Source organism: Pedobacter sp. ASV12 (genome assembly GCF_016429155.1).
In the GTDB taxonomy this organism is placed as follows: Bacteria; Bacteroidota; Bacteroidia; order Sphingobacteriales; family Sphingobacteriaceae; genus Pedobacter.
This window is the reverse complement of sequence record NZ_JAELUC010000051.1, coordinates 1-22,259: the sequence shown is the minus strand read 5'-3', so window position 1 is coordinate 22,259 and position 22,259 is coordinate 1. Positions and strand designations below refer to the sequence as shown.

Annotated in this window: 22 protein-coding genes; 14 read left to right on the top strand and 8 right to left on the bottom strand. The window is 44.2% G+C overall.

Features of this window, described 5'->3' with window-relative positions; translation table 11 throughout:
- Positions 1 to 9: 9 nt before the first annotated feature.
- Positions 10 to 3,111 (bottom strand): SusC/RagA family TonB-linked outer membrane protein, encoded by a 3,102-nt coding sequence (locus JHD69_RS12780; protein WP_199140732.1) that lies wholly within the window; start codon positions 3,109 to 3,111, stop codon positions 10 to 12.
- Positions 3,112 to 3,378: 267 nt separating this feature from the next.
- Between JHD69_RS12780 and JHD69_RS12775 the strand changes: the two genes are divergently transcribed.
- A complete protein-coding gene (locus tag JHD69_RS12775) occupies positions 3,379 to 6,264 on the top strand; it encodes a triple tyrosine motif-containing protein (RefSeq protein WP_199140731.1) in 2,886 nt (961 codons plus the stop codon).
- 20 nt (positions 6,265 to 6,284) lie between these two features.
- On the opposite strand, the gene JHD69_RS12770 is transcribed toward JHD69_RS12775, so the two are convergent.
- From JHD69_RS12770 to trpS, 4 genes are all read right to left on the bottom strand, one after another.
- Positions 6,285 to 6,827: a hypothetical protein gene (locus JHD69_RS12770; RefSeq protein WP_199140730.1), complete on the bottom strand. Its 543-nt coding sequence runs from the start codon at positions 6,825 to 6,827 to the stop codon at positions 6,285 to 6,287.
- 37 nt (positions 6,828 to 6,864) lie between these two features.
- Positions 6,865 to 7,590 carry a 3-deoxy-manno-octulosonate cytidylyltransferase gene (gene kdsB / locus JHD69_RS12765; RefSeq protein WP_199140729.1) on the bottom strand — a complete coding sequence of 242 codons (726 nt, stop codon included), beginning with the start codon at positions 7,588 to 7,590 and terminating at the stop codon, positions 6,865 to 6,867.
- A 7-nt stretch (positions 7,591 to 7,597) separates the two neighbouring features.
- A complete protein-coding gene (locus JHD69_RS12760; RefSeq protein ID WP_199140728.1) occupies positions 7,598 to 8,212 on the bottom strand; it encodes a deoxynucleoside kinase in 615 nt (204 codons plus the stop codon).
- Positions 8,213 to 8,290: 78 nt separating this feature from the next.
- The gene (gene trpS / locus JHD69_RS12755) at positions 8,291 to 9,292 is read right to left on the bottom strand and encodes a tryptophan--tRNA ligase (RefSeq protein WP_199140727.1); all 1,002 of its coding nucleotides are present in this window, start codon (positions 9,290 to 9,292) and stop codon (positions 8,291 to 8,293) included.
- A 165-nt stretch (positions 9,293 to 9,457) separates the two neighbouring features.
- Here trpS and JHD69_RS12750 point away from each other — a divergent pair, with 165 nt between their 5' ends.
- The 6 genes from JHD69_RS12750 to JHD69_RS12725 all read left to right on the top strand — a co-directional run bounded on the left by JHD69_RS12750 (position 9,458) and on the right by JHD69_RS12725 (position 12,547).
- A complete protein-coding gene (locus JHD69_RS12750; RefSeq protein WP_199140726.1) occupies positions 9,458 to 10,180 on the top strand; it encodes a lysophospholipid acyltransferase family protein in 723 nt (240 codons plus the stop codon).
- 21 nt (positions 10,181 to 10,201) lie between these two features.
- A complete protein-coding gene (gene gatC / locus JHD69_RS12745; RefSeq protein ID WP_199140725.1) occupies positions 10,202 to 10,492 on the top strand; it encodes an Asp-tRNA(Asn)/Glu-tRNA(Gln) amidotransferase subunit GatC in 291 nt (96 codons plus the stop codon).
- Positions 10,493 to 10,542: 50 nt separating this feature from the next.
- Complete coding sequence (locus JHD69_RS12740) at positions 10,543 to 11,301, top strand: ABC transporter ATP-binding protein (RefSeq protein ID WP_199140724.1); 759 nt, start codon at positions 10,543 to 10,545, stop codon at positions 11,299 to 11,301.
- Positions 11,302 to 11,398: 97 nt separating this feature from the next.
- Positions 11,399 to 11,947, top strand: coding sequence for a cob(I)yrinic acid a,c-diamide adenosyltransferase (locus tag JHD69_RS12735; protein ID WP_199140723.1), 549 nt, complete (start codon positions 11,399 to 11,401; stop codon positions 11,945 to 11,947).
- A gap of 95 nt (positions 11,948 to 12,042) precedes the next feature.
- Entirely contained in the window at positions 12,043 to 12,264 is a 222-nt protein-coding gene (locus tag JHD69_RS12730) for a DUF2795 domain-containing protein (protein WP_097129232.1), read from the top strand.
- Between the two features lie 130 nt (positions 12,265 to 12,394).
- Entirely contained in the window at positions 12,395 to 12,547 is a 153-nt protein-coding gene (locus JHD69_RS12725) for a lmo0937 family membrane protein (RefSeq protein ID WP_199140722.1), read from the top strand.
- A 51-nt stretch (positions 12,548 to 12,598) separates the two neighbouring features.
- Here JHD69_RS12725 and JHD69_RS12720 read toward each other — a convergent pair whose 3' ends face one another.
- Together JHD69_RS12720 and queA are read right to left on the bottom strand one after the other, a co-directional pair.
- Complete coding sequence (locus tag JHD69_RS12720; RefSeq protein WP_199140721.1) at positions 12,599 to 13,261, bottom strand: 2-C-methyl-D-erythritol 4-phosphate cytidylyltransferase; 663 nt, start codon at positions 13,259 to 13,261, stop codon at positions 12,599 to 12,601.
- A gap of 75 nt (positions 13,262 to 13,336) precedes the next feature.
- Entirely contained in the window at positions 13,337 to 14,386 is a 1,050-nt protein-coding gene (gene queA, locus JHD69_RS12715; RefSeq protein WP_199140720.1) for a tRNA preQ1(34) S-adenosylmethionine ribosyltransferase-isomerase QueA, read from the bottom strand.
- 249 nt (positions 14,387 to 14,635) lie between these two features.
- On the opposite strand from queA, the gene JHD69_RS12710 reads away from it, so the two are divergent.
- Both JHD69_RS12710 and JHD69_RS12705 read left to right on the top strand, forming a co-directional pair.
- Positions 14,636 to 15,880 (top strand): ABC transporter permease, encoded by a 1,245-nt coding sequence (locus tag JHD69_RS12710; protein WP_199140719.1) that lies wholly within the window; start codon positions 14,636 to 14,638, stop codon positions 15,878 to 15,880.
- 19 nt (positions 15,881 to 15,899) lie between these two features.
- Positions 15,900 to 16,394, top strand: coding sequence for a hypothetical protein (locus JHD69_RS12705; RefSeq protein WP_199140718.1), 495 nt, complete (start codon positions 15,900 to 15,902; stop codon positions 16,392 to 16,394).
- Between the two features lie 87 nt (positions 16,395 to 16,481).
- Here JHD69_RS12705 and JHD69_RS12700 read toward each other — a convergent pair whose 3' ends face one another.
- Positions 16,482 to 17,675: a pyridoxal phosphate-dependent aminotransferase gene (locus JHD69_RS12700; RefSeq protein WP_199140717.1), complete on the bottom strand. Its 1,194-nt coding sequence runs from the start codon at positions 17,673 to 17,675 to the stop codon at positions 16,482 to 16,484.
- 115 nt (positions 17,676 to 17,790) lie between these two features.
- On the opposite strand from JHD69_RS12700, the gene JHD69_RS12695 reads away from it, so the two are divergent.
- Genes JHD69_RS12695 through JHD69_RS12675 form a run of 5 tightly spaced genes read left to right on the top strand, consistent with a single transcriptional unit; the run spans position 17,791 to position 21,957 of the window.
- The gene (locus JHD69_RS12695; RefSeq protein WP_199140716.1) at positions 17,791 to 18,768 is read left to right on the top strand and encodes a cation diffusion facilitator family transporter; all 978 of its coding nucleotides are present in this window, start codon (positions 17,791 to 17,793) and stop codon (positions 18,766 to 18,768) included.
- Entirely contained in the window at positions 18,765 to 19,202 is a 438-nt protein-coding gene (locus JHD69_RS12690; protein WP_199140715.1) for an NUDIX domain-containing protein, read from the top strand. The genes JHD69_RS12695 and JHD69_RS12690 overlap by 4 nt, the downstream gene beginning before the upstream one ends.
- Before the next feature lies 1 nt (position 19,203).
- Positions 19,204 to 20,082 carry a CPBP family intramembrane glutamic endopeptidase gene (locus JHD69_RS12685; RefSeq protein WP_199140714.1) on the top strand — a complete coding sequence of 293 codons (879 nt, stop codon included), beginning with the start codon at positions 19,204 to 19,206 and terminating at the stop codon, positions 20,080 to 20,082.
- A complete protein-coding gene (bioA, locus tag JHD69_RS12680) occupies positions 20,079 to 21,347 on the top strand; it encodes an adenosylmethionine--8-amino-7-oxononanoate transaminase (RefSeq protein WP_199140713.1) in 1,269 nt (422 codons plus the stop codon). The genes JHD69_RS12685 and bioA overlap by 4 nt, the downstream gene beginning before the upstream one ends.
- Position 21,348: 1 nt before the next feature.
- The gene (locus JHD69_RS12675; protein WP_199140712.1) at positions 21,349 to 21,957 is read left to right on the top strand and encodes a hypothetical protein; all 609 of its coding nucleotides are present in this window, start codon (positions 21,349 to 21,351) and stop codon (positions 21,955 to 21,957) included.
- Positions 21,958 to 22,259: the final 302 nt, after the last annotated feature.

The window sequence follows — 22,259 nt, the reverse complement described above, 5'->3', positions numbered from 1 at the left end:
TTCTTCTCGTTAAAATCCAACATTAATACCTGCAAAAAACGTTCTGGCTTGTGGATAGAAGCCACGGTCTACGCCATAGCTGCCACCGCCAATTTCTGGGTCATAGCCAGTGTATTTGGTTAGGGTGAGCAAGTTGTTGGCCATTACATAGAACCTCACTTTGTTCAAGCTCGCTTTTTTAACCAAGTTGGTTGGCAAGGTATAGCCGATTTGAAGGGTTTTGATCCTGAAGTAAGAACCGCTTTCTAAAAATAGGCTAGACACACGGCTGTAGTTTTTGTTGTCGTCTTGTAAGGTCAGCCTTGGCATGCTGTTGCTGGTGCCTTCGCCGGTCCATCGGTCTAAAATGGCCGTGGTGTAGTTGGCGGTAGGCAAGTCGAACCTTCTCAAGGCATTAAAGATCTGGTTGCCCGCTACGCCAGTTCCCAAAAGTACCATATCAAAGCCTTTGTACGATGCGTTGAAAGTAAAGCCATAAGTGAAATCAGGGGTTGGATCGCCAATGATCTCGCGGTCGTTATCGCTGATTACGCCATCGCCATTCAGGTCGATGAATTTGATGTCGCCTGGTTTGGCATTGGGCTGGATCAGGTTGCCTGCACTGTTTTTGTAATTGTTGATTTGTGCTTGGTTTTGGAACAAACCATCGCTTCTATAGCCATAGAACGAACCGATGGCATAGCCCACTTTGGTACGGGTCACTTCCAATCCCTGTGGCGTTACGGTTTGTCCGCCCAAGAAGTCTTTGTCGGCCCCCAGGTAATCGATTCTGTTTTTCAGGAAAGCACCATTAGCCGCCACCCTGAAAGAAAAATCGCCAATTTTCTTGTTGTAGCCCAGTTCCAGTTCGAAACCTTTGTTAGAAAGATCGGCAATGTTGCCAATAGGACCGGTGTTGCCCACATAGCCCGGAACAGCAATTTGCAGCAACATGCCAGTGGTTTTTTTATGATACCAATCGGCAGTCAAGGTGAAATCGCGGAATAGGGTAGCATCTAAGCCAATATCCAGAGAAGAGGTTTGTTCCCATTTCAAGTCTGGATTAGACAAGGCATCGGGACTTACCCCATTGGTCAAGCCTGCAGAGGTTCCCAAAGTGTAGTTACGGCCACCGCTTACGGTTGATAAATACCTGAAATCGCCGATATTATCGTTACCGGTTACGCCGTAAGAACCCCTTAATTTCAAGAAGCTTACATAAGGATTTTGCGGAAAGAAGCTTTCCCTACTGGCTACCCAACCCACAGAACCTCCAGGAAAATAGCCGTACTTGTTGTTCGGTCCAAAGCGCGACGAACCGTCTCTACGGATGATACCCGTAAACAGATATTTTTGATCAAAATCGTAGGTAACGCGAGCAAACATCGAGTTGAGGGTATTTAAATATTCGCCTCCATAAAATACATCGTTTGCCCTAGGTACTGGAAACTGTAAGGAAGCATCCTTAATATTGTTAACCGGAATGCCTTCTTTGCTGCCTCCCTGGGTTTGGCCTTTGTTTTTCTGCGCCGAATAGCCCAACAATACCGTGAAATTATGCTTGTCGATGGCTTTGGTATAGCTCAGTGTGTTTTCTAGCGACCAGAATAAACCTCTATTTGAGTTCCTGGTGTAGGAAGTAATGGTTCTTTGGTTGATAGAATTGAGGTAATAAATAGGCGAGAAGGATTCGTCGCCCCAGAAAGCCAAATCTACGCCGCCTTGCGAACGGGCTTTTAAACCTTTGATGATTTCGATTTCTGCAAAGGCATTGGCCACCACTTTATCCGACCAGCCGTTGCCCTGTGCAACAGCCAAAGCGGCAATCGGGTTTAAAATTTCAGATTGCGCATAATCTGAAATGCCATAAGGAAAGCCTTGCGCATTTCTAACTACCGGATTGTTTACATAAACAGGCAAGTTATACCTGGCCGGATTGGTTTCTACAATCGGGGTTAAAGGATCCATGTTGATGGCCCTGTTCAATGGCGAACCATATTCGGTATTGGTGCCTACTCCCACAGAATTGGTACGGGTATAGCCAATGGTTTGGCCAAACTTGAGCACCTTGGTTAGTTGGTGCTCGGAATTGAAACGGGCGGTAAACCTTTTGTATTTCGAATTGCTGGTGGCTACAATACCATCTTGGTCTAAATAGCCGAATGAACTGTAATAAGTTGATTTGTCGTTGCCGCCGCTAATGCTCAATTCGTGGTTCTGGATTTTTGCACTGTTGTTAAATACGGCGGCCTGCCAGTTGGTGCCTTCGCCATATTGCGCCGGGTTTGGAAAACGAGGCGCATTGCTAGGATTGGCGGCAAACTGGGCTTCGTTATACAAAGTGGCATATTGCGTGGCATTGAGCAAAGAAAGCTTTCTTGATGGGGCCTGCGTACCTAAATAGGTATTGTAATTTACTGCCATGCGACCGTTTTTTGCTCCTTTTTTGGTAGTCACAATAACAACGCCATTGGCTGCTCTTGCCCCATAGATGGCTGCCGAGGCGGCATCCTTCAGTACTTCGATCGATTCGATATCAGCTTGGTTCAGGTAATCGATACCACCGCCAATCTGCACACCGTCAACGATGTATAAAGCATCGCTGTTATTGATGGAAGTGGTACCCCTAACACGCAAGGTGGCTCCGTCGCCAGGCTGGCCCGAACTGGTGGTAATGGTTAAACCAGCTGTACGGCCTTGCAACGATTGCTCTAAACGCTGCACAGGCATGTTTTCGAGGTCGGAACCCTTTACCTGCGATATGGCACCGGTTACAATGCTTTTCTTTTGGGTGCCGTAGCCCACCACTACCACCTGCTCCAAATCGTTTTGCGATTCGGTTAAGGCTATGTTGATAGGCTGGTTGCTGTTAACGGCAACGGTTTGTGTAGCCATGCCGATTTGGGAGAATTCGAGGATGGTGCCAGCCTTTGGTACCTTGATCCTGAAATTTCCATTTTGGTCGGTAGCTACACCGGTGTTTGTACCTTGGATTTTCACGGAAACACCAGGAATAGGAGATCCATCACTTTTGGAAGTAACCTTTCCTGATACATCAATTTCCTGTGCACGCACGCTCAAGGCAAAGAGCATGGAAAACAGCAGAAGAATGAACGTAGATTTTCCTTTCATAACAAATAAATTAAGTTTACAATTTGGTTAGTTGATGGCCGTCGTTCTGGGATGATTAAAAGCCTGTTATGGCGACGGTCATTGTAACAAATATATAGGGTGCAGTTGCCTAGAAGGAAAAAAGCGTCCACTACAATACCCATACAAAAGCAACTTTTTTCTTTAAAAACAGCAAGAATGGGCAATATGACACCACAACAAGGAGATTTTTCTTATCTTGAAGATTGTTGTTAACCAAATAAATTTACTCGAGCTGATTTGAAAGATATGAGAAAGTCTTTTTTTGTCTTTTGGATAATTTTTTCATCTGTTTTTTGTTTAAGGGCACAGGACCGGATCGGCCTGCCACAGGTAATAAGCTATAGCAATCTTACCTACAAGGGCGGTACGCAAAACTGGGATATTGCCCAAGATAAATTGGGCATATTGTACTTTGCCAATAACGAAGGCCTCATTACCTTTAACGGGTCTTATTGGAAGCACTATTCATTGCCCAACCAAACCATTGTACGTTCGGTCAAAATCGGTGCCGATGGAAAAATCTATGTAGGCGGACAAGACGAGATCGGCTATTTTTCGCCCAATGCCAACGGTGCATTGGTTTATCATTCGCTCAAGAAGTTTATTCCTATTGGAGAAAAGCAATTTGCCGACGTATGGAATATCGTAATTAATGGTCAGGAGGTTTATTTCCGCACGGTTAATAAGATTTTCCGGCTAAAGAACAATAAAATAGATGTTTATACCAGTTACACCACTTGGGTATACATGGGCTTGGCTAATAACGAAGTGATGGCCCACGACGTGAAAATAGGGCTTAAGGTATTCAAGAATGGCCAATGGGATATCAGGTGCAGGGATAAACGGCTTTTAAACACCAGTATTACTTCCATACTCCCATACCGCGGAGATACGCTGTTGCTGACTACGCTCAAAGACGGCCTGTTTTTGCTGAAGGATTCGATATTGATTCCTAAAAAAACGCCGCTCGACAAGACCTTTTACAACGACAGGATCAATGGTGCCATCCAAATCAATCAAGATCTTTATGCCTTGGGCACCACCTCATCGGCTTTGATGATCATCAATAAGAAAGGAGAGCTTAACCAGCAATTTTCTTATGCGGAAGGCCTGAATAACAACAATATCAGAAGCATCTTGTTAGATCAGCACCAGAACCTATGGCTGGGGTTAGACGATGGCATTGCGTTTATCGCCTTTAACAGTGCCATCAAGCACATCTATCCCGATAAGAACAAGCAAGTGTCTAGCTATGCCAGCAGGATTTTTGATAATAAACTATATATTGGTACTTCCAATGGACTGTTTGCAGCGCCCATAGAAGCCAAACAACAGGATTTGAGCGAATCGCATGCCCAGTTTAAGGAAGTAAGCAATACCAAGGGGCAAACCTGGGGCCTTAGCGAGGTTTATAACCATTTGCTGCTGGCAAATGAAGACGGTGCTTCGGTAATTGAAGGCTACCAGGCAAAATCGCTTTACCGCGAACTGGGCACCTGGCTCTATGCGCCTTTAGGCTACAGCAGCGATCGCTTGCTGGCCGTAGCAGGCACTTACACAGGCCTGCAGCTGCTGGGCTACCAAAACAACGAATTTAGCCTGCTTTCTACCTTGTCGGCCATTAACGAACCGTTGCGGTTCATTTCCATAGACGACAAACTGAATTGCGTATGGGCATCGCACCCTTACCGGGGCATATTTAAACTCGATCTTTCGGCAGATAGACGGAAAATCGTAAAAACTACCTTGTTTACCCAAAATGAGGGATTGCCACGTGCTTTGTACAATTATATTTTCTGGTTTAGGGGCCGACCTGTTGCCACCACCATAGATGGCGTATACGAGTTCGATGCCCAAAAGAACAGGTTTTATCCAAGTCCTTTTTTCAGGCCTATTTTTAAGCACATTTCCATTCAGTACCTGAAAGAAGACTTGGATGGCAATTTGTGGTATGTTACCTTAAAAAAAGTGGGGGTAGTCGATTTTAAGAAAAAATCGGGCAACCGTAATTTCAGCATTGTAGAATTTCCGGAACTGACCACTAAAATCGTGGCAGGCTTCGAGCATATTTACCCTTATAACGAACGCAATATCTTCATGGGAGGCAACAAAGGCCTTATCCATTTGGATTACAAGAAATACGCCGCTAATATTTATCGGCCCAATGTACTTTTGGGACAGATCAGTTTTCCGGGCAAAGCCGATAGCATTTTATTTGGCGGCTACTTTGCAAATGGTACGCAATCCCAGTTGAAGGGTAGAAAACGATTGGGCTACGATTACAATTCCCTACATTTCGAATATGCTTCTACCTTGTTCGAACAAAGGGAAAATATCGAATTCAGCTACCAGCTTAAAGGCTACGACGAAGCGTGGTCGGCCTGGAGCAGCAAAAGCGAAAAAGACTACACCAATTTGGGGCCGGGCAGCTATATTTTTAAGGTGAAGGCCCGTAACAACCTGGGCAACGAATCGGAGGTGGCCAGCTATAGCTTTACCATTGCACCTGCTTGGTACCGAAGCAATTTAGCCTACGTGTTTTATTTTATCCTGTTTATTTTCCTTTTGTACTTGCTCATTAAATACCAGGAAAAAGAGCATCAGAAACAGCAAGACAAGCTCAGGCAACAACACCAGCTGGAGATAGAACGAAACGAACAGCAGATTACGAAACTTCAAAAGAAACAGCTGGAAGCCGAAGTGGAGTTTAAAAATAAGGAACTGGCCTCGGCTACCATGCACCTGGTGCAAAGGGGCAAGCTGTTGTCGAAAATAGGCGACGAGCTTTTGCCTTTGGTACAGCAAACTACAAACAAAGATAGCGCCGATGATATCAAGAAAGTAATTCGCCTGCTGAACGAGGCCAAAAAACTAGATCACGACTGGGAGCAGTTTGCTATTCACTTTGACCATGTGCATGCCAATTTTTTAAGCAACCTGAAAGAAAAATATCCGAACCTCAGTCCAAGCGATTTGAAGCTTTGTGCCTATTTAAAACTTAACTTATCTTCAAAAGAAATTGCCCAATTGCTAAATATTACGCCGAGAGCGGTAGAGGTAAGCCGTTATCGCTTGCGTAAGAAACTAGGACTTACCCCCGATGTAAATCTTTTCGATTTTTTATTTAAATAAATGGATTAAATAACTGAATGTTATTTTTTTAACTGGCAACAGTTGTAGTAAATCTTTACCTTTTTTTCTTTTGCCGACCAAGCAATGTATACTTTGTCGTCTTTACCGGTACTGTAATCGAAACCGTTGAGGCCGCTTTGTTTCAGCTCTTCGTAAAAGGCTTTGTCGGGTACGTTTTCGTCTGGCTTTTCGTCGTGCATTACGGCCGGCACCAAAAAGTGTTCTTCTTCAAAAAAATCATTTACCTCGTCTTGCAAAAACTTGATTTTATCGTCTTCTTTTTTGAGTTCGGCACTGGCCAGGAAACCTTTGAGCAGGTCGGCAGCCTTCATTTCTTTCTCGTAGATTTTTTCGCCCTTAAAATTGGTAATGGTGAAGAAAAGGCTCATGTCTTTAGAGGTTTTGCCTTTGAGCACAATCTTGAAAGTATCTTGCTGCAGTGTATCGGTAAAAGGCTGCAGGGAGGTTTTTTCCAGATTTCCAGTTACCTGTTTGGCAGATTCGGACGTGCAGCTGGCAAAAGCCACGATCAGCACCAAAAGAGAAAGCGATGCAAGTTTCATAGTTGAAAAGTTTGGGGCCTAAGATAAAAAATTAGCTTTAAAAAACTATTTTTTGCAGGTCTTCAGGCGTATCGATGGCAATGGTTTCGAGTGCTGTTGTTTTGGTTTGGACGGCGTATCCATTTTCTATCCAGCGCAGCTGCTCTAAGCTTTCGGCAAGTTCTAAGCTAGAGGGGGGCAGTTGCGTAATGGCCAGCAAAGTAGCGATGCGATAGCCATAAATACCAATATGCTTGTAAAACTGATGGGCTTTGGTCCAGTTTTCTCTTTCAGCGCCACGGATAAAGGGAATGGGGTTGCGACTGAAATAAATCGCTTTGCCTTGTGCGTTAAGCACTACCTTGGGCAGATTGGCGTTAAAAAGCTCTTCTTCGGAATGGATCTCTTTAATTAGCGTGGCCAGTTCTACTTTTTCATCGTCAAAACAAGAGGCTACCAGGGCAATCTGGGCAGGATCTATAAAAGGTTCGTCGCCTTGGATATTGATCACCACATCAAAGCCAGTGACCTGTTGGGCAACTTCGGCACAACGATCGGTACCGCTTTGGTGCTGCGAACCTGTAAGCACGTATTGGCCGCCAAAGCGCTCTACTTCCTTGGCTATCCGTTCATCGTCGGTCGCAACCACTACCTTGGCCAAATTGGCCAAGGAGGCCTGTTCGTAAACCCGCTGGATCATCGTTTTGCCGTTGATGTCGGCCAAGGGCTTGCCCGGAAAGCGGGTAGAGGCGTAACGTGCTGGTATGATGCCTAGGATTTTCATGGACAGCTTAAAACAACCCGTTGATTTCGGCTTCTATCGATTGGATAACCGTACCCAAATCTTCAGGATTGTTGGTGAAATCCAATTTATCTTTATCCAAGATGAGCAGTTTACCCAAATTATAGCCTTTAATCCAAGCCTCGTATTTTTCGTTTAGTTTAGAAAGATAGTCGATACGGATGCTGGCTTCGTATTCGCGGCCACGGCGTTGGATATTGTTGACCAAAGTCGGCACCGAAGCCCTCAAATACACCAACAAATCAGGTGGCTTGATAAAAGAGGTAATGTTATCGAAAATAGCCCGGTAGTTTTCGTGGTCCCTGCTGGTCATCAGGCCCATTTCGTGCAGGTTTTCGGCAAAAATATGCGCGTCCTCATAAATGGTGCGGTCTTGGATTACATTGCGTTTATTGGCTTCGATCTCTACGATCTGCTGAAAACGGCTGTTCAGGAAATAGATCTGCAGGTTAAAGCTCCAGCGTTTCATGTCGCTGTAAAAATCTTCCAGGTAAGGATTGTTGTCTACTGCCTCGTACAGTGCTTCCCAACCGTAGTTTTTGGCCAGCAGACCAGTTAACGTAGTTTTTCCGGCACCTATATTTCCAACTATTGCTATATGCATATTTCTTGATGTGAGATTTTAGATAGGAGAGGCTAGGCTTTTTTGGAAGCCGATGTCTCGTAGCTCAAATCTATTAAATTAAAAACTTTTAAATCCAATTATTTCGCGTACTTCCCTGATTGTTTTTTGGGCGCTTTCCCTGGCCTTTAAAGCACCATGCTTGGCCACCTGACGCAAATAGGCCGTGTCGGCCGCAATTTCGTTGATGCGTTCGCGCATCGGAGCCGTGGTCACGATCATATCTTCGGCCAGCTGTTTTTTGAAATCGCCATAGCGGATGGCCATTTTGTTGTACTGCTCTTCAAAATGGGCCAAGGTATCAGCCGATGAAACGATCTTCATCAAATCGAACAGGTTTTGGATAGCTTCTGGCTTATCCTGGTTTTCGGCAGTAGGGCCGCTATCGGTCACTGCCCTCGAAACTTTTTTACGGATTACCTCCGGACTGTCCGATAAATAAACCGCATTGCCTTCACCTTCAGATTTGCCCATTTTGCCTTTGCCGTCTAACCCGGGTACCTTAACCAGGTTGTTCGAATAGCTGAACGCGTAAGGCTCAGGGAAATATTCGTTGCTGTACAAACGGTTAAATCGGTTGCCAAAAGTACGGGCCATTTCCAAGTGCTGCTCCTGGTCTTTGCCTACTGGCACCTTGGTGGCACGGTGGATCAGGATATCGGCTGCCATGAGTACCGGATAGGTAAGCAAGCCGGCATTTACATTGTCGGGGTTGGCACGAACCTTATCCTTAAACGAAGTGGCACGCTCCAGTTCGCCCAAATAAGCATTCATGTTCAGGTACAAATAAAGCTCGGAAACTTCTGGAACGTCAGATTGGATATAAATGGTGGTGGTTTCTGGGTCGATGCCACAAGCCAAATACTCAACCAACACCTGTTTAATATTGCCATGCAGATCCTGTGGCGTAGGGTGCGTGGTTAAAGAGTGCAGATCGGCGATAAAAAAATAGCAATTGTACTCGTGTTGCATCTGTACAAAGTTTTTTACCGCACCATAATAATTTCCTATATGTAATTTTCCTGTAGAGCGGATACCGCTTACAACCGTTTCTTTGATCATGGCCCGAAATTAAGAAAAAACCTTAAAAGTTTAGGGGTTCATTGCCTAACTGTTTTATTGTTGAATAATTTAATTGTAGACTGGTAAGCTGATTGGTTGCTTGGCTTAGTCGAGAACTGAAAACTAATTTTAGAACTATTCGCTAAAATTGTATTTTTGGTTTCCATGATAAAATTGCTCAAAAAGATCCACCAGGTTTATTTTTCCTGTAGCCTTCTGTTTTTCTATTTCCTTTTTTGGCCGTTTTATTATTTAACCAGCCGCAGCCCCAAATACTATGGCATCCTCAATAAATTCAGGACTGCGCACAGCTTTTTATGCTGTGCCTTGGCAGGCGTTTTCTTTAAGTTTGATCTAGCGCAACAGCTAGATGAAAAACAGACCTATATTTTTTGTGCCAACCATAGCTCCAACCTCGATATCATGGCGCTTTGCGTGTTGGCCAAAGGGCGCTATCATTTTATGGGCAAGGAGGAATTGTTGAAAAACCCGATTTTGGGGCTCTTTTTTCGCACCATAGATATTGCGGTAAACAGGGAGAGCAAGATTTCCTCGTTCAGGGCATTTAAAAGGGCCGGCGATAATCTAGAAAACGGCATGAGCCTTATCATCTTTCCAGAAGGCAGAATTGACGACCGTTATCCTCCGCAGTTGCAGGAGTTTAAGAATGGCCCTTTCAGGTTGGCCATCGAGAAAAATATTCCAATCGTGCCGGTAAGCATAACCAACATTTGGAAGGTGCTGTGGGACAACGGCATGAAATATGGCACCAGGCCGGGTATTGTAAATATTTATGTGCACCAGCCCATATTAACCAACAGCTTGGTGGCCGAAGGCGCCGATGCGTTAAAAGAAGAAGTGTTTAAGAAAATAGGAAGCAAACTTTAAAAATCTTAATATAACTAAAGGATGAAGATAGATCAGCAAACAGTGTATAAGGTGGCAGATTTGGCGCGCATTGAAATTGCAGCTAACGAAGTTGATACATTGACGGTAGAGATGAACAAGATTCTTACTTTTATGGAAAAGCTGAACGAACTCGACACCACAGGCGTAAAACCTTTGGTTTACATGAACGAAAGTGCAAACGTGTGGAGAGAAGACGTGGTGAAACAGGAAATCGACACTGTCGATGGACTGAAAAACGCAGCCAGGCATAACGAAAGTTTTTTCTTTGTGCCTAAAATCATAGAAAAATAAGTAGAGGCTGTAACATTGCATAGACAAAGCAGGTCTAAAAAGAAAAAACGATGGAGAAATCACTCATTATCATCAATGACATAGGACGTAAATACGTTATCGGTTCAGAAGTAATTCATGCGTTAAAATCAGTAAGCCTTACCATAGAAAAAGGAGAGTTTGTAGCCTTGATGGGCCCATCTGGTTCTGGTAAATCGACCTTGATGAATATTTTGGGCTGTTTAGATACGCCCAGCAAAGGCGATTATATCTTGAACGGGGTTAACGTAAGCCACATGTCTGATAATGAACTGGCCGAAGTACGTAACAAAGAAATCGGCTTTGTTTTCCAGACTTTTAACCTTTTGCCACGTTCAACTTCCTTGGATAATGTGGCCCTGCCGCTGATTTATGCAGGTGCCAGCAAAAGAGAGCGCGACGAACGGGCAACCAAGGCGCTCGAAAACGTAGGCCTAGGCAACCGGATTACCCACAAGCCCAACGAGCTTTCGGGGGGGCAGCGCCAGCGTGTGGCTGTAGCAAGGGCCTTGATCAATAATCCTTCTATTATCCTGGCCGATGAGCCAACGGGTAACCTAGATACCAAAACCTCAATCGAAATCATGGGGCTTTTAGAAGAGATCCATAGCAAAGGCAACACCATTATTCTGGTAACCCACGAGGAGGATATTGCACAACATGCCCATCGTATCGTGCGTATGCGCGATGGCCTGATCGAAAAGGACTACATCAATGAGGATATCAAAACAGTTTCGCCGCGTTTAAGCAATTTAGAGGCTAAAGGCGACGATTTCGAGAGCATACAATAAGGTTTTTAAGGAATGAGGCTAAAGGCATGAAGTGACAAGCTCTGGCCTTCCACCTTCCACCTTCAACCTTCAACCATCGACCTTCAACCTTACAGCAATGAAAATCTATACCAAAACCGGCGATAAGGGCCAAACGTCGCTCATTGGCGGTACCAGGGTACCCAAATATCACGTACGCATCGAGAGCTACGGAACAGTTGATGAGCTGAATTCCTACATCGGACTGATCAGGTGTCAGGCTATTGATGCCCACCATCAGCAGATTTTAAAGGAGATCCAAGACAGGTTATTCACAATTGGCTCGTCGTTGGCTTCAGACCCCGAACGTTCGAAAATGAAAATCCCCGATCTTTTAGAAAGCGATATCACGCTTTTGGAGCGGGAGATGGACCAAATGAACGAAGTGCTGCCCGAATTGAAACATTTTATACTGCCGGGTGGAAATACCGTGGTATCTTATTGTCATTTAGCACGTTGCGTGTGCAGGCGGGCCGAAAGACTGGCGGTCCAACTGGCGGCCGACAGTTTTGTTGACAGCAATATTACAATTTATTTGAACAGATTGAGCGATTATTTATTTGTTTTGGCCAGAAAACTGAATGCTGATGCTAAAACAGAAGAAAACATCTGGATACCACGGATTTAAATTGGTGGAAAAAAATATTTGTTTTGCTCATTTTTTTTAGCATACTTTTGCCAACTCAGAAAGTTGAATTATAAATATTAAGTAATATAAGTAATATGTATTGGACATTAGAACTCGCATCGCACTTGGAAGACGCTCCATGGCCTGCAACAAAAGACGAATTAATTGATTACGCTATTCGTTCAGGTGCACCTGTTGAGGTGATTGAAAATTTACAAGCCTTGGAAGATGATGGCGAGCCTTACGAAACGATCGAAGAGATTTGGCCAGACTATCCTACCAAAGACGACTTCTTTTTTAACGAAGACGAATATTAAAGTGCTTAACAGAAACATTTAAAAGCCCCCGATATCATCGGGGGCTTTTTATTTTTTAGAACAATTTTAGTTTACTTGTTGTTAATGCTATAAAATCAAAAGAATTAACAATCACTTAAAAACTAAAACTATGGGAAATCTACTTTATGTTATAGCAGTTATTCTGGTTATTATTTGGGCCATTAGCTTCTTGGGAGGCTATTATACTGGTGGCATTATCCATGCCTTGCTGGTTATCGCTATTATTGCAATTATCCTAAGGGTTATCAAAGGCGCCGCCTAATGACTAAAGTATACTTTGGCAATGCCGACAAAGGTGTTGCCAAAGTTATGGCTACCTAAGCAGAAAGTGGGCTAGCTCCAGGTCTTCCGGAAATGTGATCTTTAAATTGTTGCGTTCGCCTTCGATCAAATTGATTTTAAATCCGGCTTTTTCCACCACCGAAGCATCGTCAGTAAACTTGGCCCGATAAGACTGTTGGTAGGCTTTGCGCAACTGGCTGATTTCGAAAGTTTGTGGTGTTTGCACCAATACCAGCTCATCGCGGTTAATGATTTTGCTCTGGTCGCCTTTTAGCCTCCTTACCGAATCGCTGGGCTTGATGCAACATACGGCGTTGCCGTTTTCTTCGGCTTCTTCAAAAGTGCGTGTAATCAGTTTTTGGCTTACCAAAGGCCTTACGGCATCGTGTATAGCAATAATTCCATCACCTTTAATGGCCATCAAGCCATTGCGTACCGAATGGAATCGTTGTTCGCCCCCTCTTACCAACAGGTGGGGTATGTCAAAATTGTATTGCGTACAAAGGTCGTCCCATTGCTGGTGCAGGTCGGGATGCAATACTAAAATAAGTTCGGGTTTGAAGTTTGAATGATGGAAAGCCGAAAGGGTGTGCATAAGCACAGGCTGATTGCCCAGCAACAAAAACTGCTTGGCTACGGGGTTCTGCATTCTTTTGCCAGAACCACCTCCGACAATTATTGCATAATATTTCATCAGCCAGATTTGAGATTAAAGAAATGAGATATGAGGTATAACGCTCAAATCCCACTTCTCAATACCAATGTCTTTTTAAATAATCAACATGGCATCGCCATAGCTGTAGAAACGGTATTTCTCTTTTACGGCAACGTTATAGGCATTCATTACGTTTTCGTAGCCACCAAATGCACTTACCATCATCAATAAAGTAGATTCAGGCGTGTGGAAGTTGGTAATCATACAATTGGCAATGCTAAAATCGTAAGGAGGGAAGATGAACTTGCTGGTCCAGTCGTTGGCTTCTTTCAGTCTTCTGTTGGCCGAAACCGCCGATTCGATGGCACGCATTGAAGTGGTACCTACCGCACAAACCCTTCTCTTATCGTCGAGTGCCTTGTTTACGGTATTTACTGCGGCCGATTCGATAATGAACTGTTCCGAATCCATCTTGTGCTTGGTCAGATCTTCAACTTCTACCGGCCTGAAAGTACCCAAGCCTACGTGCAAGGTTACTTCGGCAAAATTAACGCCTTTCAGTTCCAGGCGCTTCATCAGTTCGCGGCTAAAGTGCAAGCCTGCGGTAGGAGCCGCCACTGCACCTTCGTGTTTGGCGAAAATCGTTTGGTAACGCTCTTTGTCTTGCGCCGTTGCTTTGCGTTTGATGTATTTTGGAAGTGGGGTTTCGCCCAATATTTCTACGTTTTTTCTGAATTCTTCATCAGTTCCGTCAAAAAGGAAACGAATGGTGCGGCCACGGGAAGTCGTGTTGTCAACTACCTCGGCAACCAAAAGGTCGTCATCGCCAAAATAAAGCTTGTTGCCTACGCGTATTTTACGGGCAGGGTCAACCAATACATCCCAAAGGCGTAGTTCTTTGTTCAGCTCACGTAACAAAAATACCTCGATGGTGGCACCGGTTTTTTCCTTGTTGCCATACAAACGGGCAGGAAATACCTTAGTGTTGTTCAAGATCATTACGTCCTTGTCATCAAAATAGCCTAAAATATCTTTAAAAATTTTGTGCTCAATTTGGCCAGTGTCTTTATGTAAAACCATTAATCTGGCTTCGTCCCTTTGTTCGGCAGGGGTGTTGGCTAAAAGCGAATCTGGTAAATTGAACTTAAATTGAGATAACTTCATATTTTCTTGGATGTAAATTAGGGCGCAAATTTACGAAATATAATTTTGTTTTTACAATATAATAATTATGGATGGGCGTAATAGAATGATAGAATGAGGGAATGATTGGGTTAATGAATGACAGAATGATAGAATGACAGAATGTTGGACTTAGCGTCAAGAACCTTTGGTGTGCCGTTGCAAATGTATTTTTTATAATATACTCGCACAACTGTAACCTTTTATGGTATTTTTGGTCTAAATAGCATGATGATGATTTTTAGACTAATAGGCGAGAGCTTCAGGTTTGCCTGGGATGCACTCCGCCAGAACAAACTGAGGACCGCACTTTCCCTATTGGGGATCACTATTGGTATATTTCTCATCATTGCCGTACTAACCGGCGTTGATACGATGCGCAATAAAATCCAGGCCAGTGTTGACAAACTGGGGTCCAATACGCTGTTTGTGCAGAAGTGGCCATGGCTATTCGGCGATAATTATCCTTGGTGGAAATACATGAACCGTCCGCAACCTTCGCTAAGGGATTACGAATCGCTTAAAGACCGTATGGAAATGGCCAAGGGCGTTTGTTTCGAAACATCGGCCAGTAACCGGACCATTAAATACCATAGCAATTCTGTAGAAGGAGCCAGTCTTAATGCCGCCAGTCAGGAGTACGACCGCACTTGGAACCTCGAATTTCAGGACGGCCGTTATTTTACCGATAACGAAGGACGCAACGGCTCGCCGGTTTGTGTTTTAGGCGCTGATATTGCCGATGGTTTGTTTAATGGAGAAGAGCCTTTAGGCAAGCAGATCAAGGTAATGGGGCGGCGCTTAACCGTGGTTGGCGTATTTAAAAAAGAGGGCGACGATATGCTCGGCATGTCGCAAGATAAAAACGTATTGATTCCACTTAACCTGGCCAAAGGTCTGTTCGATGTGCAAGACGACCGCTACAATCCGCAGGTAACGGTAAGGGGCAAGGATAATATCAGCCTGGATGAGGTTGAGGCCGAATTAAGGGGGCAGATGCGCTCTATACACAGGCTCAGGCCGGGCGAAGAAGACGATTTTTCTTTGAATAAAACCACCATGCTGTCTAACCAGCTGGATATTATGTTTGGCGTGGTTAAGGTTGCCGGCTGGGTAATCGGAGGGTTCTCTATCCTGGTTGGCGGTTTCGGTATTGCCAACATCATGTTCGTTTCGGTAAAAGAGCGGACCAACATCATCGGTATCCAAAAATCGCTGGGCGCCAAAAATTATTTTATCTTATTGCAGTTTATATTCGAATCGGTAGTGTTGTGCCTGTTGGGCGGGGCGTTTGGCCTCGGACTGGTGTACCTGCTCACCCTGGTGTTTACCTACGGGGCCAAGGTAGAGGTCATTTTGTATATGAGCAACATCGTGCTCGGTATAGGCGTATCGGTAATTATCGGATTGATTTCCGGATTTTGGCCGGCCTATTCAGCTTCGAGGTTAGATCCGGTAGAGGCGATCAGATCTTAATTTTGAATACTTATTTAAAATGGAAGAACTTCGTTATAGCTTAATGGGTATTGAGAAGTTGAGTACTATTACCCAGCAGCTTATAGAATGGGATTTTTCTGAGCTATATGGGATAGGCTTTTATAGGGGACATGATAAATACGCTCATATCGAAATAAAGGTATATCCAACAGATGCCAATGTTGATTACCTACATTGGAACGTTATTCATGCCTTGCTCCCTAATCAAGAAATAAAAGGTGCACAAGATGCGTTAAATCCATATGTAAAATTTATCGGAAATTATTTAAGCGCAATCAAAAATAAAAGAGTCAATCTTGTTTTTGAAATAGCCAGAGTTGGTTTTTCAGCAACAGATAGCTGGACAAAGGCTTGTGGAACAGCATATATTGACGCATTTGTTAGTGCATTTGATCAAGACAAGTTCAATAGGGCAAAAGAAATAAGCGATTTATATTTCGCCGATGAAACACAGATTAGAAACGCTGTAAATTCTGCAAATAAACCTTGGTAGACCACTATGTTAAAAATTTAGTATCAAAAAACTAAAAAAAGAGGCCCGCAATTGCAGGCCTCTTTTTTGTTATAGTTAATGGTTTGCTTAAACCAATTGAGCCAAAGCTTCGCCAATTCTTTTAACGGCTAGCCTCAATTGCTCTTCAGATGCGGCATAAGAAATACGGATGCAGTCTTCGTTGCCAAAAGCCTCGCCGGTTACCAGCGAAACGTGTGCTTCGTTTAAAAGGTAAAGGCACAATTCTTCGGCATTATTGATAGGCGTTCCGTTAAAGCTTTTGCCAAAATAGCTTTTCACTTCTGGGAAGAAATAAAAAGCACCATCTGGCAGGTTCACTTTTACATTCGGAATGGCTTTCAACAAATCGTAAACGATGTCTCTGCGTTTCCTGAATTCTTCGCGCATGCTCAAAACGGTTTCTAGTCCGCCTTCGTAAGCAGCAAGCGCTGCGCGTTGGCTGATAGAAGAAGTTCCAGAAGTGATCTGCCCCTGCATTTTGTCGCAGGCCGCGGCAATTTCTTTGTTGGCGGCCATGTAACCTACTCTCCAGCCAGTCATGGCGTACGATTTAGAAAAACCGTTGATTACCACTACACGGTCTTTGATCGAATCGAATGATGCGATAGAAGCATGCTCGTTTACGAAGTTGATGTGCTCGTAAATTTCGTCGGAGATGATGAAGATATTGGGGTGCTTTTCGAACACGGCCACCAAGGCAGCCAGCTCTTCCTTGCTGTATACCGAGCCGGTTGGGTTGCAAGGCGAAGAGAACATGAACAATTTGGTTTTTGGCGTAATGGCCTCTTCCAATTGTTGTGCGGTTATTTTAAAGTTCTGTTCTACGGTGGCGTTGATGAATACGGTTTTGCCTTCGGCCAGTTTGATCATTTCTGAGTAAGATACCCAATAAGGTGTAGGTACAATCACTTCGTCGTCTGGATCGATGAGGCACATGACGGCATTAGCCAAGCTTTGTTTGGCACCAGTAGAAACCACAATCTGGTCGATTTCATAACTCAGGCCATTTTCTCTCTGAAGCTTTGCTGTAATTGCCTTTCGCAAATCTGGATAGCCGGAAACCGGTGTGTAGTAGGAGTAGTTTTCGTCGATTGCTTTTTTAGCAGCGGCCTTTACATTGTCCGGCGTAAAAAAGTCGGGTTCTCCAAAGCTTAAATTGATTACATCAATCCCTTTGGCAGCTAATTCTCTACCTAACTTTGCCATTTTGATGGTCTGAGATTCGGATAGGTTACGGATTCTTCTAGATAAAAATGTCATAATGATTTGAGTGAAAGCGCAAATATAAAAACCTGAGCGAATTTTGGGTCAAAAAATAACAATTTTCATAAAACCTGAGCATTAAACTGTAATTTTGGGTCTAAAATTTCCTCAATTGCAACCAAAAAAGAAGGCTATACTGATTTCGCTATGTGTAAGCATTGCTTTGATGCTGGCCAAATTTGTAGCTTATTTTCTCACAGGTTCTAACGCCATCCTTACCGATGCGGCCGAAAGTATCGTCAATGTATTGGCCAGTTCCTTTGCTTTTTATAGTATTTACCTGGCTACCTTGCCCAAAGACGAAAATCATCCCTATGGACATGGCAAAGTTGAATTTTTTTCGGCTTTTTTAGAGGGCATTCTCATCGGCCTTGCAGGAATTATCATCATCTTCAAATCAACTTACGACCTCATTTATCCGAATGAAATCAAACAGTTGGTTGATGGAGCCATTATCATCGGTGCCACTGGCGTCATCAATGCTTTGGTGGGCTATTACCTCATCAATACTGGCAAAAAGAACAATTCGATTACTTTGGAGGCCGATGGCAAGCACCTGCTTACCGATTCGGTGAGCAGCGCCGGACTGGTGGTGGGCATTATCCTGATCCAGCTAACCGGTTTTTATTGGCTGGATGGCGTAATTTCTATTGGTCTGGGTTTGTATATCATTTTTAACGGCTACAAGCTGACCCGGAAATCGGTAGGCGGGCTTATGGACGAAAGCAATATGGAGCTGGTGAAGGATATTGTAGTTATTCTACAAAATAACCGTCAGGATAGCTGGATAGACATCCATAATTTGAGGGCGCAGCAATACGGGGCCGATTTGCACATCGATTGCCATGTTACGTTGCCCTATTATTTTGATCTTACTGCCGTACATCAGGAAATTTCGAACATAGATCAACTCATCAACGTTTCGGGCTCTCGCCAAACCGAACTTTTTATCCATGCCGACCCTTGTTTGCCGGCCTGCTGCAATTATTGCAAAATGCAGAACTGCGGCGTAAGGCAAGAGGCTTTCAGGGCAGAAATTGCCTGGAACATGGAAAATGTAACCAAAAACCAAAAGCACTTTAATCAATGAGTTATTTTAACGTAAGGGTATATGGCCTGCTCATTAACGAAAGCAATGAGGTGCTGCTGAGCGACGAATATGAATACGGACAGTACTTTACGAAATTTCCGGGTGGTGGCGTAGAGCTGGGCGAAGGATTGATCGATGCCTTGAAACGCGAGTTTGTGGAAGAATGCAATGCGGCCATAGAGGTTGTGAGCCATTTTTATACCACCGATTTCTACGAAAAATCGTCGTTTAACGAAAGCCAGCTCATCAGCGTCTATTATATTGTAAAGGCGGTAAATTCGTTGGCGCTGGATATTAAAACAACCGTTTTTGATTTCTCAGCCGGTAGCACGCAGTCTTTCAGGTGGGTAAACATCAGCAGCCTCAGCTTAGACGAGATTACTTTCAAAACCGACAAAACGGTGGTGGCCTTACTCAAAAATACGCTCGCCTAAAATGCAAAGACCTGTTTTATACTACCTGGCACCGATTATAAAAATTATACTGTTCCTGTTTTTTATTGTTTTGTGGGTAATCCCCGTTGCCATGGTTTTTGGATTTAGCTTTCTTCCTTTGGCCGGGAGTGGCTTTGCCATTGAGCTTTATTGGGAGCTTGGTATGGTACTGGCTATTTTAGGCAGTTTACAAATGGTCTTTTTTATATTTAAAATTGATTTTTGGACTGTCTTTGTCAGGAAAATAGGCGCGTTTTCAGGTTTTTTAAAGGGAACGTTGATCGGGTTTTTGCTCATTGCGTTTTGTGGAGGTATTTTATGGGCCAATGGCAATGTTCGCTTTGCCATGGGCAGCATCAGTTTCATTACCTTGGCGGTCTATTTGTTTTATTTCATACTGGTCGCCGTTTTTGAAGAGCTGATGTTCCGTACCTATCCCTTGTTTGTGTTGGCCGAAAGCTATCGCATAGCTGTTGCAATAATCATTAACAGCATTGGTTTTGGACTGGTGCACCTGGCCAATCCGGGTTATACGCCCCTGGCGTTTCTCAATATCGTGTTGGCTGGAACGCTGTTTGCTGTTTTTACCCTGATAAAACGAAATGTAAGCTGGGCCATCGGCATCCATTTCGGATGGAATTTTGCCCAAGGCGTATTATTGGGCTATAAAGTAAGCGGATTAGCTACAGAACGGGCCTTGATAGCCCAGCCCATTGGCAAAGCCTATCTTTCGGGAGGGGATTTTGGCATAGAGGGTTCTGTTTTTTGTACCCTAATCTTGTCGATTTTAATAAGCTGGATGTTGTACCGTTATCGGATTGCACCAGTAGTAACTTGGGCTTTTGAAGAAGTCCATGAAGAAAAGGAGCGAATAGCATGAATTTAGTAGAAAGAGACCAAAAAGTAATATGGCATCCTTATACCCAGATGAAGAATGCCTTGACACCCATTTCCATTACCCATGGCGAAGGTGTTTACCTGTATGCCGAAGATGGCAAAAAATATATAGATGCCGTTTCATCGTGGTGGGTAACTATTCACGGCCATGCGCATCCACATATTGCGCAAAAAGTAGCCGCACAGCTGCAAACCCTCGAACACGTCATTTTTGCGGGCTTTACGCACGAACCAGCCGTAACCCTGGCCGAGCGGTTGTTGCCTTTGTTGCCAGGCCAGCAAGAAAAGGCTTTTTACAGCGATAACGGCTCTACAGCGGTAGAAGTAGCCCTGAAAATGTGTTTGCAATACTGGAACAACAAAGGCAATACCACCAAGAAAAAAGTGCTGGCCTTTAAAGATGCTTACCATGGCGATACTTTTGGGGCGATGTCGGTTAGTGGCCGGAGCATTTTTACACATCCTTTTGCCGAACTGCTTTTTGATGTGGAGTTTATCGACCTGCCAACGGCCGAAAACATGGCAGCCCTACAAGCTAAAATCCAAAACTTAAAATCCCAGCTGGCTTGTTTTATCTTCGAACCTTTGGTATTAGGTGCCGGTGGCATGTTGATGTACGAAGCTGAGCATTTGGATCAATTGTTGGCCACCTGTGCCGAAAACGAAGTACTGACCATTGCCGACGAGGTAATGACTGGTTTTGGTCGAACCGGAACCTTTTTCGCTACCGAACAGCTAAGCAACAGGCCCGATATTTTCTGTTTGAGCAAAGGCCTAACCGGAGGCACCATGCCTATGGGGCTTACTACCTGCAATGCCAAAATATTCGAGGCTTTTTTAAGCGAAGACAAATTGAAAACGCTTTACCATGGACACTCGTTTACGGCCAATCCGGTGGCCTGCGCCGCTTCATTGGCCAGCTTGGATATTTTGCTGGAACCGGCAACTTTGGCCAACATCAAAAGGGTAGAAGCCCAGCATCGCCAGTTTTTTGAAAAGGTCAAGGACCATCCCAAACTGCGCAATGTGCGCCAAACCGGAACCATTATTGCGCTGGAGTGGGAAACCGGCAACGATACGTCTTACCTCAGTGGCTTGAGAGATCGCTTGTACACCTACTTTTTAGCTAAGGGAATTATCTTGAGACCCTTAGGCAATATTATTTACATCTTACCTCCGTATGTCATTTCTAACGATGATTTGGCGTACATTTACCGCACTATTCAACAAGCTTTAGACGAAATATAACATGCAACTTTCTTCGATTTTAGAAAATATAGTTAATGATAACCAACTGCATTCCAAATGGTTGAATACTTTGTCGTACATGGAAAATGCAGGTGCTAAAAAGATATCGGCTTCTGAGCACAAAGAAGAAGTCACGCTGCTGATTTTGAAGCATGCGGCTGAAGAACACCGTCATGCCTACTACCTGAAAAAGCAATTGGCCAAGCTCGACGAGAATTTATGCAAAACCTATACCAATGCCGAATTGCTGGTGCCCGATCACACCCGTTTTTACCTCAATACGCTCGACGTACAAGTGTGCAGGTATTTGAAAAAACATTTCAGCTTGAGTGGTTTCGACCTGAAGTTTGCCGCCTATCTTTTTGTAACCTATGCTATTGAAGTTAGGGCAGATGAGCTTTACCCGATTTATCAGCAGATTTTGACAGCTAAGGCAAGCAAGGTGACCGTAAAATCGATTATTTTGGAAGAAGAAGGCCACTTGGAAGAAATGCTGAACCAATTGCGCGAATTTTCGCCAGACTGGGAGAAACATGCCGAAGCCATTATCCAAATTGAGCAGCAAATGTTTAATGACTGGATGCAGGGCTTGGCAAAAGTGGTCAATTAATCAGCTAGTTAGCCACAGCCTAAGTAAAATTGATTTTACTGATTTTCAATCAGCTCTCTCAGTCCATGGTTGAGGTTTTTAAGGTCAAGCTTAAATTCCTTTTCGTACACTTCGTTCATATCGGTATAAGCCATTAGGCGCTTCAAACCCTTTATGCCTGTCTCTTATACACATCTGACGCTGCCGACGAACCACGACAAAAAAATGGGTGGTTTGGGGGGGGGGGGGGGGGGGGGGGGGGGGGGGGGGGGGGGGGGGGGGGGGGGGGGGGGGGGGGGGGGGGGGGGGGGGGGGGGGGGGGG

Excerpts from the sequence above, each read along its gene's own strand:
- JHD69_RS12780 (WP_199140732.1), bottom strand. The coding sequence starts at position 3,111 with ATGAAAGGAAAATCTACGTTCATTCTTCTGCTGTTTTCCATGCTCTTT.
- JHD69_RS12775 (WP_199140731.1), top strand. The coding sequence starts at position 3,379 with ATGAGAAAGTCTTTTTTTGTCTTTTGGATAATTTTTTCATCTGTTTTT.
- JHD69_RS12770 (WP_199140730.1), bottom strand. The coding sequence starts at position 6,827 with ATGAAACTTGCATCGCTTTCTCTTTTGGTGCTGATCGTGGCTTTTGCC.
- kdsB (WP_199140729.1), bottom strand. The coding sequence starts at position 7,590 with ATGAAAATCCTAGGCATCATACCAGCACGTTACGCCTCTACCCGCTTT.
- JHD69_RS12760 (WP_199140728.1), bottom strand. The coding sequence starts at position 8,212 with ATGCATATAGCAATAGTTGGAAATATAGGTGCCGGAAAAACTACGTTA.
- trpS (WP_199140727.1), bottom strand. The coding sequence starts at position 9,292 with ATGATCAAAGAAACGGTTGTAAGCGGTATCCGCTCTACAGGAAAATTA.
- JHD69_RS12750 (WP_199140726.1), top strand. The coding sequence starts at position 9,458 with ATGATAAAATTGCTCAAAAAGATCCACCAGGTTTATTTTTCCTGTAGC.
- gatC (WP_199140725.1), top strand. The coding sequence starts at position 10,202 with ATGAAGATAGATCAGCAAACAGTGTATAAGGTGGCAGATTTGGCGCGC.
- JHD69_RS12740 (WP_199140724.1), top strand. The coding sequence starts at position 10,543 with ATGGAGAAATCACTCATTATCATCAATGACATAGGACGTAAATACGTT.
- JHD69_RS12735 (WP_199140723.1), top strand. The coding sequence starts at position 11,399 with ATGAAAATCTATACCAAAACCGGCGATAAGGGCCAAACGTCGCTCATT.
- JHD69_RS12730 (WP_097129232.1), top strand. The coding sequence starts at position 12,043 with ATGTATTGGACATTAGAACTCGCATCGCACTTGGAAGACGCTCCATGG.
- JHD69_RS12725 (WP_199140722.1), top strand. The coding sequence starts at position 12,395 with ATGGGAAATCTACTTTATGTTATAGCAGTTATTCTGGTTATTATTTGG.
- JHD69_RS12720 (WP_199140721.1), bottom strand. The coding sequence starts at position 13,261 with ATGAAATATTATGCAATAATTGTCGGAGGTGGTTCTGGCAAAAGAATG.
- queA (WP_199140720.1), bottom strand. The coding sequence starts at position 14,386 with ATGAAGTTATCTCAATTTAAGTTCAATTTACCAGATTCGCTTTTAGCC.
- JHD69_RS12710 (WP_199140719.1), top strand. The coding sequence starts at position 14,636 with ATGATGATTTTTAGACTAATAGGCGAGAGCTTCAGGTTTGCCTGGGAT.
- JHD69_RS12705 (WP_199140718.1), top strand. The coding sequence starts at position 15,900 with ATGGAAGAACTTCGTTATAGCTTAATGGGTATTGAGAAGTTGAGTACT.
- JHD69_RS12700 (WP_199140717.1), bottom strand. The coding sequence starts at position 17,675 with ATGACATTTTTATCTAGAAGAATCCGTAACCTATCCGAATCTCAGACC.
- JHD69_RS12690 (WP_199140715.1), top strand. The coding sequence starts at position 18,765 with ATGAGTTATTTTAACGTAAGGGTATATGGCCTGCTCATTAACGAAAGC.
- JHD69_RS12685 (WP_199140714.1), top strand. The coding sequence starts at position 19,204 with ATGCAAAGACCTGTTTTATACTACCTGGCACCGATTATAAAAATTATA.
- bioA (WP_199140713.1), top strand. The coding sequence starts at position 20,079 with ATGAATTTAGTAGAAAGAGACCAAAAAGTAATATGGCATCCTTATACC.
- JHD69_RS12675 (WP_199140712.1), top strand. The coding sequence starts at position 21,349 with ATGCAACTTTCTTCGATTTTAGAAAATATAGTTAATGATAACCAACTG.